At 73.8% G+C, this 15,320-nt stretch carries 13 protein-coding genes; 9 read left to right on the top strand and 4 right to left on the bottom strand.

What is annotated here, in order from left to right:
* Position 1: 1 nt before the first annotated feature.
* Both CP973_RS36070 and CP973_RS36065 read right to left on the bottom strand, forming a co-directional pair.
* The gene (locus CP973_RS36070) at positions 2-892 is read right to left on the bottom strand and encodes a DUF4097 family beta strand repeat-containing protein (protein ID WP_150248352.1); all 891 of its coding nucleotides are present in this window, start codon (positions 890-892) and stop codon (positions 2-4) included.
* Positions 893-1,003: 111 nt separating this feature from the next.
* Positions 1,004-1,525 carry a type II toxin-antitoxin system HicB family antitoxin gene (locus CP973_RS36065; RefSeq protein ID WP_150248350.1) on the bottom strand — a complete coding sequence of 174 codons (522 nt, stop codon included), beginning with the start codon at positions 1,523-1,525 and terminating at the stop codon, positions 1,004-1,006.
* Positions 1,526-1,965: 440 nt separating this feature from the next.
* On the opposite strand from CP973_RS36065, the gene CP973_RS36060 reads away from it, so the two are divergent.
* The 8 genes from CP973_RS36060 to CP973_RS36025 all read left to right on the top strand — a co-directional run bounded on the left by CP973_RS36060 (position 1,966) and on the right by CP973_RS36025 (position 12,411).
* A complete protein-coding gene (locus CP973_RS36060; RefSeq protein ID WP_150248348.1) occupies positions 1,966-2,772 on the top strand; it encodes a TIGR03084 family metal-binding protein in 807 nt (268 codons plus the stop codon).
* Positions 2,769-4,493 (top strand): acyclic terpene utilization AtuA family protein, encoded by a 1,725-nt coding sequence (locus CP973_RS36055; protein ID WP_150248346.1) that lies wholly within the window; start codon positions 2,769-2,771, stop codon positions 4,491-4,493. Before CP973_RS36060 ends, CP973_RS36055 begins: the two co-directional genes overlap by 4 nt.
* Entirely contained in the window at positions 4,490-6,088 is a 1,599-nt protein-coding gene (locus CP973_RS36050; RefSeq protein WP_150248344.1) for an acyl-CoA carboxylase subunit beta, read from the top strand. Before CP973_RS36055 ends, CP973_RS36050 begins: the two co-directional genes overlap by 4 nt.
* Positions 6,089-6,095: 7 nt before the next feature.
* Positions 6,096-7,994 carry an acetyl/propionyl/methylcrotonyl-CoA carboxylase subunit alpha gene (locus CP973_RS36045; protein WP_150248342.1) on the top strand — a complete coding sequence of 633 codons (1,899 nt, stop codon included), beginning with the start codon at positions 6,096-6,098 and terminating at the stop codon, positions 7,992-7,994.
* A gap of 26 nt (positions 7,995-8,020) precedes the next feature.
* The gene (locus CP973_RS36040) at positions 8,021-9,220 is read left to right on the top strand and encodes an acyl-CoA dehydrogenase family protein (protein ID WP_150248340.1); all 1,200 of its coding nucleotides are present in this window, start codon (positions 8,021-8,023) and stop codon (positions 9,218-9,220) included.
* A 142-nt stretch (positions 9,221-9,362) separates the two neighbouring features.
* Positions 9,363-10,955, top strand: coding sequence for a 4-coumarate--CoA ligase family protein (locus CP973_RS36035; RefSeq protein ID WP_150248338.1), 1,593 nt, complete (start codon positions 9,363-9,365; stop codon positions 10,953-10,955).
* Positions 10,952-11,797 (top strand): enoyl-CoA hydratase family protein, encoded by an 846-nt coding sequence (locus tag CP973_RS36030; RefSeq protein ID WP_150248336.1) that lies wholly within the window; start codon positions 10,952-10,954, stop codon positions 11,795-11,797. Before CP973_RS36035 ends, CP973_RS36030 begins: the two co-directional genes overlap by 4 nt.
* Positions 11,785-12,411 (top strand): TetR/AcrR family transcriptional regulator, encoded by a 627-nt coding sequence (locus CP973_RS36025; protein WP_150248334.1) that lies wholly within the window; start codon positions 11,785-11,787, stop codon positions 12,409-12,411. The genes CP973_RS36030 and CP973_RS36025 overlap by 13 nt, the downstream gene beginning before the upstream one ends.
* A 6-nt stretch (positions 12,412-12,417) precedes the next feature.
* On the opposite strand, the gene CP973_RS36020 is transcribed toward CP973_RS36025, so the two are convergent.
* Entirely contained in the window at positions 12,418-13,419 is a 1,002-nt protein-coding gene (locus CP973_RS36020; RefSeq protein WP_244410207.1) for a helix-turn-helix transcriptional regulator, read from the bottom strand.
* Between the two features lie 116 nt (positions 13,420-13,535).
* On the opposite strand from CP973_RS36020, the gene CP973_RS36015 reads away from it, so the two are divergent.
* Positions 13,536-13,970, top strand: coding sequence for a VOC family protein (locus CP973_RS36015; protein WP_150248332.1), 435 nt, complete (start codon positions 13,536-13,538; stop codon positions 13,968-13,970).
* Here CP973_RS36015 and CP973_RS36010 read toward each other — a convergent pair.
* Complete coding sequence (locus CP973_RS36010; protein WP_150248330.1) at positions 13,952-15,049, bottom strand: citrate synthase 2; 1,098 nt, start codon at positions 15,047-15,049, stop codon at positions 13,952-13,954. The two genes, CP973_RS36015 and CP973_RS36010, sit on opposite strands and share 19 nt — an antisense overlap.
* Positions 15,050-15,320: the final 271 nt, after the last annotated feature.

Here is a 15,320-nt window from a genome sequence, read left to right as displayed (position 1 = left end):
GTCAGGCGCGGCGGACGATGATGTCGCCGGTCGAGGTCCGGGCGATCACCTCGACGGTCTCGTCGGAGTCCGCGGGGCCGTCGGCGGCGCCGAGCGAGTTGCGTACGGCGCCGTACTTGGTGTGGGTGTCGAGCCAGGCGGCGGTGCCCTGGCGGATGCCGACTTCGAGGTCGCCGACGGAGGTGCGCAGGTCGATACGGCCGCGGGCGACGTCGCCGACGCGGATGCCGCCGCTGGAGGAGGAGGCCTCGACTCCGGCGTGGGCGGTGCCGATGTCGGTGCGGCCATTGGCGCACTTGGTGCTGACGTCGCCGTGCGCGACGCCGACGGAGATGTCGCCGTTGGCCGCACTGGTCGTCAGGCCGCCGGTGACCTCGCCGATCTCGGTGGCGCCGTTGCTGTTCTTGACGGTCGCCGCGCCGGTGACGGTGCCGATCTCGATCCGGCCCGAGCCGACGACCTCGACGTCCCCGGCCGCGCGGTACAGCCGGATGTCGCCGTGGCCGGTCCTGAGGTCGGCGCCGGCCGCCTCGTCCACGTGGACGTCGCCGAGCGAGGTCTTGAGCGTGACGTCCCCGAAGCGGCCTTCGCAGAAGAAGCCGCCGAGTGCAGACGTGCCCCGGACGTCCGATCCCGCCGGGAGTTCGACGGTCACCTCGATGGCGCCCGGCTTGCCGAACAGGGACCGCTTCTTGGGTGTCCTGATCGCGAGGCGCCCGCCCGAGCAGGTGACCTGGGTCTGCTGTACGGCGTGTACGTCCTTGTCGTCGGCCGCGTTGCGCGGCAGCACCTCGACGACCGTGTCGGCGCGCTTGCCGGCGGTGATGCGGGCGGTGCCGCAGTCCAGCTCCAGGGTGGCGGTGATCGGTTCGGGGGTCTCGTAAGCAGGCATGGCTGTGCCGTCCTCTTGGCTCGTGTGGGTGTTCCCGCTGGTCAGGCGGGTGATGACGAACGTCGGCCGGATCGGCGATCCGCCGGTGGAAGGGGGTGGGGCGGGCCGGTGCTAGCGGACCCAGCCGGTGAAGCTCCGGCCGCCCGAAGGGGCGCCGCGGCCCGGCGGGTTCGCGCGCTGCCCGCCGTCGAGGGCGGCGGACACGGCCCGCACCAGCCAGGCGTTGACCGACAGGCCCTCCGCCGTCGCGGCGTCCTCGGCGCGGGCCTTGAGGTGGGCGGGGAGGCGGAAGTTGATCCGCGCCATGGCGCCGTCGTCGGCGTCCGCGGGCGGCGGGGGCGGCACGGGCGCCGCGACCGGTTCCGGCTGCTCCCGGAGCGGCTCCGGGGCGGGCGGCGCCGTCACCACGAACTCCGGGTCGAGTCCGCGCAGCCGTACGTCGACCGAGCCCGGCGCCAGTTCCCGCGTGACCTCGCCCATGGCGGCGGACAGTGCGTTCAGGAGGGTCAGCCGGGCGGCGGACTCCAAGGGGGCGGTGAGCCGCTCGGCGAGGGCGCGGGCGTCGTCGCCGCCCGCGTCCGCGGCGACGGCCAGCTCTTGCCGGAGGTTGTCGACGTAGGGCGTGAGGTCCATGACGCCATCATGGCACATTGATGGCGCCATGGCGAGCCAAGGTGGCGGCGTGATGGCGTATACGGGCCTGACCTGCGGCTTTGTTGGAAAATTGCTGTTCCGTGGCGCCGTGGTGAGGCTTGAGTGGCGTACGGATGTGCCGTCGTGGTGCCACGTTGACGCCGTGTGGTGCCGACGTGGGTGCCATCGTGTGTCGTGGCGGCGCCAGTGCCGCGGCTGCTCCGTGTCCCGCCGTATGTCCTGCCGCCCGACCCGCCGTCCACCCTGGCCTCGCACCCCGGTGTGCCGCCTCGCCGCCCCCTGTCGCTTCCCGCCGCCCCCGTAGAAAATCATGCATGCGTGCTTGATTGTTTCTCCCGGCGCTGTCACGCTCGATACCCGCACCGCATGAGTCAACGCGCCCTGCCCGCACGGCAGATGGCCGACGAGGGGAGTGCCGGGTGTCCGACGCCGAGGCCGTACTGGCGGATCTGAGGGACGAGGGGGACGCGCTCGACGCGCTGGTCGGCGGGCTGGCGCCGGCCCGGTGGGCGGAGCCGACACCGGCCGCGGGCTGGACGATCGCCCACCAGATCGGGCATCTGGCCTGGACCGACCGGCAGGCCCTGCTGTCCGCCACCGACCCCGCCGCCTTCCGGGAAGCGGCGGAGCGGGCCCTGGCCTCTCCCGAAACCTTCGTCGACGAGGGCGCGCGGCGCGAGGCACAGGCGCCGCCCGAGGAGCTGCTCGCGCGCTGGCGGGCGGTCCGGACCGAGCTGCACGAGGCCCTGGCCACCCGTACCGCCCGGGACAAGATGCCGTGGTTCGCGACCTCGATGAGCACCGCATCCATGGCCACGGGGCGGCTGATGGAGACCTGGGCGCACGGCCAGGACATCGCCGACACGCTGGGCGTACGGCGCGAGCCCACGGCGCGGTTGCGGCATGTGGCCCGTATCGGCGTGCGCGCGCGGGACTTCGCGTTCGCGGCCAACGGACTGGCGGCCCCGGCCGAGGAGTTCCACGTCGAGCTGCGTGCCCCCGGCGGCGGCACCTGGACGTACGGGCCGGAGGACGCGGCGCAGCGGGTGACCGGCGACGCCCTCGGCTTCTGCCTGCTGGTCACGCAGCGCGCGCACCGCGACGACGTGGACGTACGGGCCGAGGGCGCGGACGCGGACCGCTGGCTGGACATCGCCCAGGCGTTCGCCGGGCCGCCCGGCACGGGCCGGAAGCCGGGCGGGGGCGCGCGGAAGGGCGCCCGGTGACCGGCGGCGGGGGTGTGCTGCGCGTCGGCAACGCCTCCGGCTTCTACGGCGACCGCTTCGACGCCGTGCGCGAGATGCTCACCGGCGGCCCGCTCGACGTCCTGACCGGCGATTACCTGGCCGAGCTGACCATGTTGATCCTGGGCCGCGACCGGCTGAAGGATCCCGCGCGCGGCTATGCGAAGACGTTCCTGCGGCAGCTGGAGGAGAGCCTGGGGACGGCCGTCGAGCGGGGGGTGCGGATCGTCGCCAACGCGGGGGGACTGAACCCCGCCGGGCTCGCGGAGGCCGTGGAAGAGCTGGCCGGCCGGGTCGGCGTCCCGGCGCGGGTGGCGTATGTGGAGGGCGACGACCTCATGGCCCGCTACGGCGGGCGCCAGGGCGTGCTGACCGCCAACGCCTACCTGGGCGGCGCGGGCATCGCCGCCTGCCTGCGCGCCGGCGCCGATGTGGTGGTGACCGGCCGGGTCACGGACGCCGCGCTGGTCAGCGGGGCCGCGGCGGCCCACTTCGGCTGGGCGCCCACGGACCACGACCGGCTGGCGGGCGCGGTCGTCGCGGGCCATGTCCTGGAGTGCGGCACCCAGGCGACCGGCGGCAACTACTCCTTCTTCGCCGACCGGGACTTCCCCGCCGCCCACGACCTGCGCCGTCCCGGCTTCCCGCTCGCCGAGATCGCCGCCGACGGCTCCTCGGTGATCACCAAGCACCCGGGCACGGGCGGCGCGGTGACCGTCGGCACGGTCACCGCGCAGCTGCTGTACGAGACGGCCGGCGCGCGGTATCCGGGGCCGGACGTGACGGCGCGCCTGGACACCGTACGGCTGACCCAGGACGGCGCCGACCGGGTGCGCGTCGACGGCGTACGCGGCGAGGCGCCGCCGCCGGTGCTGAAGGTGGGCCTGACCCGCCTGGGCGGCTGGCGCAACGCGGTCACGTTCGTGCTGACCGGCCTCGACATCGAGGCCAAGGCCGCCCTAGTACGGGACCAGATGGAAGCGGCCTTCGACGCGGCCGAACGCCGTCCGGCATCCGTGGAATGGACGCTGGCCCGCACCGACCACCCGGACGCCGCCGTCCAGGAGGAGGCGAGCGCCCTGCTGCGGCTGGTGGTGCGGGACGCCGACCAGGACGCGGTGGGCCGGGTGGTGAGCGGGGCCGCCGTCGAACTGGCGCTGGGGAGCATCCCCGGCTTCCACGTGACGGCGCCGCCGGGCAAGGGCGAGCCGTACGGGGTCTTCGAGGCGGAGTACGTGGCCGCGGCGGACGTACCGCACACCGCCGTACTCCCGGACGGCAGCCGCAGCCCGGTGCCGCCACCGGCGGAAACCCGCGAACCGGCACCGCTCACCGAGCCGCCTCTCCCCGTACCCCTCGCCCACGACGGCCGGACCCGCCGCGCCCCGCTCGGCCTGGTGGCCGGGGCCCGCAGCGGCGACAAGGGCGGCTCGGCCAACGTCGGCGTCTGGGCCCGTACGGAAGCGGCCTGGCGCTGGCTGGCCCACGAACTGACCGCCGACCGGCTGCGCGAACTGCTCCCCGAGACCGCGGACCTGCCCGTCACCCGCCACGTCCTGCCCAATCTGCGCGCCCTCAACTTCGTGATCGACGGCCTGCTCGGCGCGGGCGTCGCCGCGCAGGCCCGCTTCGACCCGCAGGCCAAGGCCGTGGGGGAGTGGCTGCGCGCCCGCCACCTGGACATACCGGAGGTACTGCGGTGACCGTGCTCGGCAGCCGACTCGACCCGGCAGGGCCCGAGTACGCGGCCAACCGCGAGGCGATGCTCGCCAAGCTGACCGAGATCGAGGCCGAACACGCCAAGGCCCTCGGCGGAGGCGGCGCGAAGTACGTCGAACGGCACCGGGGGCGCGGCAAGCTGCTCGCCCGCGAGCGCATCGAGCTGCTCCTCGACCCGGACACGCCGTTCCTCGAACTGTCCCCGCTGGCCGCCTGGGGCAGCGACTACCCGGTGGGTGCCTCGCTGGTCACCGGCATCGGTGTCATCGAGGGCGTGGAGTGCCTGGTCACCGCCAACGACCCGACCGTGCGCGGCGGCGCCTCCAACCCCTGGACGCTGAAGAAGGCCCTGCGCGCCAACGAGATCGCCTTCGCCAACCGGCTGCCCGTCGTCTCCCTGGTCGAGTCCGGCGGCGCGGACCTGCCCAGCCAGAAGGAGATCTTCATCCCGGGCGGCGCGCTGTTCAAGGACATCACGCGGCTGTCGGCCGCCGGCATCCCCACCGTGGCCGTGGTCTTCGGCAATTCGACGGCCGGCGGCGCGTACGTCCCCGGCATGTCCGACCACGTGATCATGGTCAAGGAGCGGGCGAAGGTCTTCCTCGGCGGGCCGCCGCTGGTCAAGATGGCCACCGGCGAGGAGAGCGACGACGAGTCGCTGGGCGGCGCCGAGATGCACGCCCGTACCTCCGGACTCGCCGACCACTTCGCCGTGGACGAGCCGGACGCGCTCCGCCAGGCCCGCCGGGTCGTCGCCCGGCTCAACCGGCGGAAGGCGCACGAGGATCCGGGCCCGGCCGAGCCGCCCAAGTACGACGAGGACGAGCTGCTCGGCATCGTCCCCGGCGACCTCAAGGCCCCCTTCGACCCGCGCGAAGTCATCGCCCGCATCGTGGACGGCTCGGACTTCGACGAGTTCAAGCCGCTGTACGGTCCATCGCTCACGACGGGTTGGGCGCGGCTGCACGGCTACCCGGTCGGCATCCTCGCCAACGCCCAGGGCGTGCTGTTCAGCGAGGAGTCGCAGAAGGCCGCCCAGTTCATCCAGCTCGCCAACCAGCGCGACATCCCGCTGCTCTTCCTGCACAACACCACCGGCTACATGGTCGGCAAGGAGTACGAGCAGGGCGGCATCATCAAGCACGGCGCGCAGATGATCAACGCGGTGTCCAATTCCACGGTCCCGCACCTGTCCGTCCTTATGGGCGCCTCGTACGGCGCCGGGCACTACGGCATGTGCGGCCGCGCCTACGACCCTCGCTTCCTGTTCGCCTGGCCCAGCGCCAAGTCCGCCGTGATGGGCCCGCAGCAGCTCGCCGGAGTGCTGTCGATCGTGGCGCGTGCTTCCGCCGCCGCCAAGGGGCAGCCGTACGACGAAGAGGCCGACGCCGGGCTGCGCGCCATGGTCGAGCAGCAGATCGAGTCCGAGTCGCTGCCGATGTTCCTGTCCGGGCGCCTGTACGACGACGGCGTCATCGACCCGCGCGACACCCGAACCGTCCTCGGCCTGTGCCTGTCCGCCGTCCACACCGCCCCCGTCCAGGGCGCGCGCGGCGGCTTCGGCGTCTTCCGGATGTGAGGAACCCGTGATCTCTTCCCTCCTCGTCGCCAACCGTGGCGAGATCGCCCGCCGGATCTTCCGCACCTGCCGGGAGCTGGGCATCGCCACGGTGGCCGTGTACTCCGACGCGGACGCCGACGCGCCGCACGTCCGGGAGGCCGACGCCGCCGTACGCCTCCCGGGCAGCGCCCCGGCCGACACCTACCTGCGCGGCGACCTGGTCGTGAAGGCCGCGCACGCCGCCGGGGCCGACGCCGTCCACCCCGGTTACGGCTTCCTCTCCGAGAACGCCGGATTCGCCGCGGCCGTCGCCGACGCCGGCCTGGCCTGGGTCGGCCCGCCGCCCGCCGCCATCGAGGCGATGGCCTCCAAGACGCGCGCCAAGGAGCTGATGGCGGCGGCCGGGGTGCCGCTGCTCGCCCCCGTCGATCCGGCGCACGCCACCGCCGCCGACCTGCCGCTGCTGGTGAAGGCGGCGGCGGGCGGCGGCGGGCGCGGCATGCGTGTCGTACGGGACCTGGCGGACCTGCCGGGGGAGCTGGCGGCGGCGCGGGCCGAGGCCGCGGCGGCGTTCGGGGACGGCGAGGTCTTCGCCGAGCCGTACGTGATCGGTGGCCGGCACGTCGAGGTGCAGGTCCTCGCCGACGCACACGGCACCGTCTGGACCCTCGGCACCCGCGACTGCTCCCTCCAGCGCCGCCACCAGAAGGTCATCGAGGAAGCACCCGCGCCGGGACTCCCCGACGAACTGCGCGCCACCCTGCACACGGCCGCCGCCGACGCCGCCCGCACCATCGGCTACCGCGGCGCGGGCACCGTCGAATTCCTCGTCTCCGCCACCGGCCACGCCCACTTCCTGGAGATGAACACCCGCCTCCAGGTCGAGCACCCGGTCACCGAGGCGGTGTACGGCGTCGATCTTGTGGCCCTGCAATTGCGGGTGGCCGAGGGGGAGGCGCTGGCGGAGGAACCGCCCGCGCCGCGCGGCCACGCCGTAGAGGCCCGGCTGTACGCGGAGGACCCGGCGGCGGGCTGGCAGCCGCAGACCGGCACGCTGCACCACCTGTCCGTGCCCGACGGCGTCCGGCTCGACTCGGGCGTGGCCGACGGGACGGTCGTCGGCGTCCACTACGACCCGATGCTCGCCAAGGTCATCGCCTGGGCGCCGGGCCGCGCCGAGGCCGTGCGCAAGCTGGCGGGCGCGCTGGAACGGGCCCGCGTGCACGGCCCGGTCACCAACCGCGACCTGCTCGTACGGTCCCTGCGCCACCCCGAGTTCGCCACCGCCACCGGCCTGGACACCGGCTTCTACGACCGCAACCTGGACGCCCTCGCGCCCGCCCCCGACGCCACGGTCACCGGCCTGTGCGCGCTGGCCGCCGCCCTCGCCGACGCGCACGGCCGGTCCCGCTTCGGCGGCTTCCGCAACGTGCCGTCGCAGCCGCAGACCAAGACGTACGCCTGCGGCGGCACCGAGCACGCGATCCGCTACCGGCTGGGCCGCGACGGGCTGCGCGCCGAGGACTTCCCCGGCGTACGGCTCCTTCAGTCCGCCCCGGGCCGAGTCGTCCTCGAAGCGGACGGTGTACGACGCGAGTTCACCGTCGCCCGCCACGGCGACCAGGTGTACGTCGACTCCGCCGCCGGGTCCCGCACCCTCACCGCCCTGCCCCGCTTCCCCGACCCCGCCGCGCGCACCGAACCCGGCTCGCTGCTCGCCCCCATGCCCGGCACCGTCGTACGCGTGGCGGACGGCCTGGCCGAGGGCGACCGGGTGGCGGCCGGTGCCCCGCTGCTCTGGCTCGAAGCCATGAAGATGGAACACAAGATCACCGCACCCGCCTCCGGCACGCTGACCGCCCTGCACGTCAAGGCCGGTCAGCAGGTCGAGGTCGGCACGCCGCTGGCCGTCGTCACCGTATGACGGCGCTCCCCCTCGAAGGAGTCCCCGTGAGCACCCCCGTGATCGAAACCGAGGAACACCGCGCCCTCCGCGCGTCCGTCGCCGCGCTCGGCAAGCGCTACGGACGCGAGTACTTCGCCCGCGTCGTGGCCGAGGGCAAGCACACCGACGAACTGTGGGCGGAGGCCGCCAAACTGGGCTACCTCGGCGTGAACCTCCCCGAGGAGTACGGCGGCGGAGGCGGCGGCATCGCCGAACTCTCCATCGTGCTGGAAGAACTGGGCGCGGCAGGCTGCCCGCTGCTCATGCTCGTCGTCTCGCCCGCCATCTGCGGCACCGTCATCGCCCGCTTCGGCACCGAGGAGCAGAAGCGCGCCTGGCTGCCCGGCCTCGCCGACGGCACCCGCAAGATGGCCTTCGGCATCACCGAACCGGACGCCGGCTCCAACTCCCACCGCATCACCACCACGGCCCGCCGCGACCCGGCCACCGGCGAGTGGGTCCTCAACGGCCGCAAGGTCTTCATCTCGGGTGTGGACATCGCCGAGGCCACGCTGATCGTCGGCCGGACGGAGGACGCCCGTACCGGCAGGCTCAAGCCGTGCCTGTTCATCGTGCCCCGCGACGCCGCCGGGTTCGGGCGCAGCCGGATAGCCATGGAGCTGGGCGCGCCGGAGAAGCAGTTCGAGCTGACGCTGGACGATGTACGGCTGCCCGCGGACGCGCTGGTGGGCGGGGGTGCCTCCCAGGCCGAAGGCCATGGGGGAGAGGACGCCGGGCTGCTCCAGCTCTTCGCCGGGCTCAACCCCGAACGCATCATGACCGCCGCCTTCGCCCTCGGCATGGGCCGGTACGCGGTCGAGCGGGCCGTCGACTACGCCCGGACCCGCCAGGTCTGGAAGGCGCCCATCGGCGCCCACCAGGCCATCGCCCACCCCCTCGCCCAGGTGCACATCGAGCTGGAACTCGCCCGCCTGATGATGCAGAAGGCCGCCCACCTCTACGACGCGGGCGACGACATGGGCGCGGGCGAGGCCGCCAACATGGCCAAGTACGCGGCGGCCGAAGCGGCGGTCAAGGCCGTGGACCAGGCGGTGCACACCCTCGGCGGCAACGGCCTGACCCACGAGTACGGCCTCGCCTCCCTGATCACCGCGGCCCGCGTCGCGCGGATCGCCCCGGTCAGCCGGGAGATGATCCTCAACTACGTCTCCCACCAGAGCCTCGGGCTCCCCAAGTCGTACTGAGGACCCGTGTCCGGCCGTGCGCGGCATCGCGGTCGCCGTGCTGACAACCGCACCGGCAACCGCGATGCTGCACGCACACGGACAGGCGCCCGCCCGCGGCCCGTACCGGCACCGGGCGCGCGCCGCTGCTGAGGGGATGGCCATGGTCTTTCACAGTCAGTACGCCGATGTCGCGCCCGTCGACCTGCCGATCCACGAAGCCGTTCTGGGCCGGTCGGCCACCGAGCACGCCGCCCTGCCCGCGCTGATCGACGGCCAGGACGGCACCACGCTCAGCTACGCCGAACTCGACGGCGCCAGCCGCCGGATCGCCGCGGCCCTGGCCGACGCGGGCGTCCGCCCCGGCGACGTGCTCGCGCTGCACAGTCCCAACACCATCGCCTACCCGGCCGTCTGCTACGCCGCCTCGCGCTGCGGCGCCGCCGTCACCACCGTGCACCCCCTGGCCACGTCGGGGGAGTTCGCCCAGCAGCTGCGGGACTCCGGCGCCAACTGGATCGTCACCGTCGCCCCGCTGCTGGAGACCGCGCGCAGCGCCGCCGAGCAGGCGGGCGGCATCACCGAGGTGTTCGTCTGCGACGGCGCCATGGGCCACCGCTCCGTACGCGACATGATCGCCTCCACCGCGCCCGAACCGGCCGTCACCATCGACCCAGCCCGGGACGTGGCCGTGCTGCCGTACTCCTCCGGCACCACCGGCAGCCCCAAGGGCGTGATGCTCACCCACCGCAACATCGCCACCAATCTCGCCCAGCTCAACCGGCTGATCGGCAGCGGCCCCGGCGACCGCGTGCTGGCCGTACTGCCCTTCTTCCACATCTACGGCCTGACCGCCCTGATGAACTCCCCGCTGCGCAACGGCTCCACCGTCGTCGTGCTGCCCCGCTTCGACCTCGAACACTTCCTGCGCACCATCGAGAAGTACCGGATCAACGCGGTGTACGTGGCCCCGCCCATCGTCCTGGCCCTCGCCAAGCACCCGGCCGTCACCCAGTACGACCTGTCCTCGCTCGACTACCTCGTCAGCGCCGCCGCCCCGCTCGACGCCCGGCTCGCCGACGCCTGCGCCCGGCGCCTGGGCATCCCGCCCGTCATGCAGGCGTACGGCATGACCGAACTGTCGCCCGGCTCCCACGTCGTACCGCTGGGCGCCACCGACGCGCCGCCCGGCACCGTCGGCAAGCTGCTGCCCGGCACCGAGATGCGCATCCGCTGCCTGGACACCGACAAGGACCTCGGGACCGGCGAGAGCGGCGAGATCCTGATCCGCGGCCCGCAGGTCATGAAGGGCTACCTGGGGCGCCCCGCCGAGACCGACGCGATGATCGACGCGGACGGCTGGCTGCACACCGGCGACATCGGGCGGGTGGACGCGGACGGCTGGCTGCACGTCGTCGACCGCGTCAAAGAGCTGATCAAATACAAGGGCTACCAGGTCGCCCCGGCCGACCTCGAAGCGGTGCTGCTCGCCCACGAGGGCATCGCGGACGCCGCGGTGATCGGCGTCACCGACGCGGACGGCAACGAGGTCCCCAAGGCGTACGTCGTCCGGCGGCGCGGCGAGGCGGGGGCCCGGCTCACCGAGGAGGAGGTCATCGCGTACGTTGCCGGGCAGGTCGCCCCGTACAAGAAGGTACGGCGGGTGGAGTTCACGGACCTCGTGCCCCGCGCCGCCACCGGCAAGATCCTGCGGCGCGAACTGCGCGCCAGGGAAAGGAGTTCCACGGCCCCATGACCGACGCCACACCGGACGCCACTCCGGACGGACCGCTGGTACGGCACGCCCACGACCGGGGCGTCACCGTCCTCACCCTCGACTCCCCGCACAACCGCAACGCGCTCTCCCGGCGCCTGGTGGGCGAGCTCCACGCGGCGCTGGCGGCGGCGGCCGGGTCCGCCGGGACGCGCGCCGTGCTGCTCACCCACACCGGGACGACGTTCTGCGCGGGAGCGGACCTGACGGAGGCCACGGAGGCCACGGAGGCCACGGAGGCCACGGAGGCCACGGAGGCCACGGACGCGACGGACGGGGCCGGGACCGCGGCCGCCGGCCCGCTCGGTCTGGCCCGTCTGCTGCGGACGATCATCGAACTGCCCAAGCCCGTCGTCGCCAAGGTCACCGGCCACGTCCGCGCGGGCGGCCTCGGCCTCCTCGGCGCCTGTGACGTGTCGGTGGCGGGACCCGGCGCCACCTTCGCCTTCACCGAGGCCCGCCTCGGCCTCGCCCCCGCCGTCATCTCCATGCCGCTGCTGCCCCGTATGGACCCGCGGGCCGCCGCCCGCTACTACCTCACCGGCGAACGCTTCGACGCCGCCGAAGCGGCCCGCACCGGCCTGGTGACGCTGGCCGCCGACGACCCCGACGCCGCCCTCGCACCGGTACTGGCCGGGCTGCGCAAGGGCTCCCCGCAAGGCCTGGCGGAGTCCAAGGCCCTGGTCACCGCCGAAGTCCTGCGGACCTTCGACCGCGACACCGCGGCCCTCGCCGAGACCTCCGCCCGCCTCTTCGCCTCCGAAGAGGCCCGCGAGGGCATGACCGCCTTCCTCCAGCGCCGGGAACCGTCATGGGCACGGTGACCTCCTCCCGCGCCGCCAAGGAACCCCAGCAGGAACGCAGCCGCGCCACCCGCCGCGCCCTGCTGGAAGCGGCAGTCTCCTGCCTCGCCGAGCACGGCTGGAGCGGCAGTACGGTCTCCGTCGTCGCGGAGCGCGCGGGCGTCTCGCGGGGGGCCGCCCAGCACCACTTCCGCACGCGCGAGGACCTGTTCACGGCCGCCGTCGAGCACGTCGCGGAAATGCGGCAGAGCGCGCTCAAGGCGGTGGCGAACGACCTGCCGCCCACCGGATCGCCGGCCCGCACCCGTATCGTCGTCGAGGAGATCGTCGGCCTCTATACGGGCCCCCTCTTCCGCGCCGCCCTCCACCTGTGGGTGGCCGCCTCCGACGAGGAGCCGCTGCGCGACCGGGTCACCGCCCTGGAGGCCCGGGTGGGCCGCGAGGCGCACCGCACGGCGGTCGCCCTCCTGGGCGCCGACGAGTCGGTCCCCGGCGTCCGCGAGACCGTACAGGGGCTGCTCGACATGTCCCGGGGCCTCGGTCTCGCCACGCTCCTCACCGACGACACGGCCCGCAGGCGGCGGGTGGTGACGCAGTGGGCGCGGATCCTGGACACCGTGCTGAACGGGGGGTGAAGGGGGTCAGCGGGGGTGGTCGTCGGTGTCGGGGTCGGTGTCGGCGTCGGTGTCCGCGTACGAGCCGAGGCGGCCGGCCAGCGCGCGGACAAGGTCGCGCAGGGCCGCCGGGCGCTCGATGACGAACGGGCGGTCCAGCGCCGCCAGTACGGGCGGGATCCACTCCAGCCGCTCGGCCCGGATGCGGACGCGGACCCAGTCGGGCCCGTCGTCGGACAGGGCGGCGATCCCGGCCGGGAGGTGCCCGCGCAGGTGCTCGACGCTGCCGCGGACGCGCAGCGACACGTCGTGTTTCCACGGCGTCCGCGCGAGATGGCCGAGGACGGTCGCCGCCGGGTCGAAACCGTCCGGGACGTCGAACGAACCGGACAGCACGCGCACCGAGGCGATCCGGTCCAGCCGGAAGATCCGCATCTCCCCGCCGTCCCGGCCGGCCCCGGTCAGGTACCACCGCCCGGAGTGCGCCACGAGCCCGTACGGCAGGACCGTACGGGCACTGCCGCGGCCCTCGCGGTCGGTGTACGCGAACGCCACCGGCCGCCGCCGGCGCACGGCCTCGGCGAGTTCGAGCAGCACCGCCGCCTCCGGCGGGGCGGCGGGACGGGGCCGGTCGGTGAAGTCGGCCGTCTCCAGCAGCGCTTCCAGCCGCCGCCGCAGGGCCACCGGCAGCACCCGCCGCACCTTCGCCGCCGCGCTCTCACCGGCCGCCGCCGAGACGGCGCCCGGCCCGCCGCGCTGTCCCGCGAGCAGGCCCAGCAGTACGGCCAATGCCTCCTCGTCGGTGAGCATCAGCGGGGGCATCCGGTAGCCGGGGGCGAGCCGGTAGCCGCCGTAGCGGCCCCGCACCGCGTCGACGGGGATGTCCAGGTCCAGCAGGTGGCCGACATAGCGGCGGACGGTGCGCTCGTCGACGCCGAGGCGGGTGGCCAGCTCGGGAACGGTACGGATGCCGCCGCCCTGGAGGATCTCCAGCAGGGCGAGCACCCGGGCGGTGGTCGAAGTGGTCACCCGGAAAGTCTGCCGCGGATACCGGGCGGAACCTGTCCGGTATGGGGCCTAGCGTGAGCCGAGCCCGCAGATCAGGGCGTATCCCCCGCACTTCCGCACGCCAGAAAGCCGGACCCATGAACTTCGTCTCCATCCGCGTGATCACCGACGACGTCGCCCGCCTCGTCGGGTTCTACGAGCGCGTCACCGGCGTACGGGCCGCATGGGCGACCCCGGAATTCGCCGAACTCCGCACGCCCGCCTGCACCCTGGCGATTGCCGGCAGCCGCACGGTCGCCCTGTTCGGGGAGGGAACCGCGCGGGCCGCCGCCAACCGATCGGTGATCATCGAGTTCCGCGTCCCGGACGTGGACGCGGAACACCGCCGCCTGTCCGCCCTCGGCCACACCTTCGTCCAGCACCCGACGACCATGCCGTGGGGCAACCGCTCCCTGCTGCTGCGGGACCCCGACGGCAACCTGGTCAACCTCTTCACGCCCGTCACCGAGGACGCCGTACGGCGCCAGGAACGCCCGGCCGGGGGAGCCGACACCTACGCGGGCAGCGTGTAGCCCTCCACCGACTCGGGGCCGCGTGGCCCCGGGCCCACGTACTTGGCCGACGGCCGGACCAGGCGGCCGGTCCGCTTCTGCTCCAGGATGTGCGCGCTCCAGCCCGCCGTACGGGCACAGGTGAACATCGACGTGAACATGTGCGCCGGGACCTCCGCGAAGTCCAGCACGATCGCCGCCCAGAACTCCACGTTCGTCGCCAGAACGCGGTCCGGGCGCCGGTTGTGCAGCTCCTCCAGCGCGGCCTTCTCCAGCGCCTCCGCGACCTCGAAGCGCGGCGCGCCCAGCTCGCGCGCCGTGCGCCGCAGCACCCGCGCCCGCGGGTCCTCGGCGCGGTACACCCGGTGGCCGAAGCCCATCAGCCGCTCGCCGCGGTCCAGCGCCCGCTTCACGTACGCCGTCGCGTCACCCGTCCGCTCGATCTCCTCGATCATGCCGAGGACCCGGGACGGCGCCCCGCCGTGCAGCGGCCCGGACATCGCGCCCACCGCGCCGGACAGCGCCGCCGCCACGTCGGCGCCGGTGGAGGCGATGACCCGGGCCGTGAAGGTGGACGCGTTCATGCCGTGCTCGGCCGCCGAGGTCCAGTACGCGTCCACGGCCGCGACGTGCTTCGGGTCCGGCTCGCCCCGCCACCGCTTCATGAAGCGCTCGACGACGGTCCCGGCCTTGTCGATCTCCTTCTGCGGCACCATCGGCAGGCCCTGTCCGCGCGCCGACTGCGCGACGTACGACAGCGCCATGACCGCGGCCCGCGCCAGCTCGTCGCGGGCCGTCTGCTCGTCGGTGTCCAGCAGCGGTTTCAGGCCCCACACCGGCGCGAGCATGGCCAGCGCCGACTGCACGTCCACCCGGATGTCACCCGAGTGGACGGGGATCGGGAACGGCTCGGCAGGCGGCAGGCCGGGGTTGAACGACCCGTCGACCAGCAGCCCCCACACGTTCCCGAAGGAGACCTTGCCGACGAGGTCCTCGATGTCGACACCGCGGTACCGGAGCGCGCCGCCTTCCTTGTCCGGTTCGGCGATCTCCGTTTCGAACGCGACGACTCCTTCGAGTCCGGGTACGAAGTCGGACATCAGGCGGCTCCTCAAGATTCGGACGACATGCGGCTCATGACCAAGATGCCGTGCGTTCAAGATCTGTCAGGTCAGGCTGGGCGGTTCGGCGGTTCACGGACGTCGCGCGGCCGGCCGGGCACCGGTCCGGGTACGCGGCCAGGCATGCGGCTCGCGGTCCGTACCGGTCACTCCCGTCATGCCCCGCGCGGGCGTTGGTCACCCGACCGGCACCCGTGGCAGCCCGCCCGGAGCACGTCACTTCGATCACTTCAGGGCGGACACGATATCC

This window comes from Streptomyces albofaciens JCM 4342, assembly GCF_008634025.1.
GTDB classification, from domain to species: Bacteria; Actinomycetota; Actinomycetes; order Streptomycetales; family Streptomycetaceae; genus Streptomyces; species Streptomyces albofaciens.
This window is presented reverse-complemented; position numbering and strand designations above follow the sequence as displayed.

What these genes read in the sequence shown, in the direction of transcription:
- CP973_RS36025 (WP_150248334.1), top strand. Translation starts at nt 11,785, where the DNA reads ATGGGCACGGTGACCTCCTCCCGCGCCGCCAAGGAACCCCAGCAGGAA.
- CP973_RS36030 (WP_150248336.1), top strand. Translation starts at nt 10,952, where the DNA reads ATGACCGACGCCACACCGGACGCCACTCCGGACGGACCGCTGGTACGG.
- CP973_RS36010 (WP_150248330.1), bottom strand. Translation starts at nt 15,049, where the DNA reads ATGTCCGACTTCGTACCCGGACTCGAAGGAGTCGTCGCGTTCGAAACG.
- CP973_RS36015 (WP_150248332.1), top strand. Translation starts at nt 13,536, where the DNA reads ATGAACTTCGTCTCCATCCGCGTGATCACCGACGACGTCGCCCGCCTC.
- CP973_RS36070 (WP_150248352.1), bottom strand. Translation starts at nt 892, where the DNA reads ATGCCTGCTTACGAGACCCCCGAACCGATCACCGCCACCCTGGAGCTG.
- CP973_RS36035 (WP_150248338.1), top strand. Translation starts at nt 9,363, where the DNA reads ATGGTCTTTCACAGTCAGTACGCCGATGTCGCGCCCGTCGACCTGCCG.
- CP973_RS36065 (WP_150248350.1), bottom strand. Translation starts at nt 1,525, where the DNA reads ATGGACCTCACGCCCTACGTCGACAACCTCCGGCAAGAGCTGGCCGTC.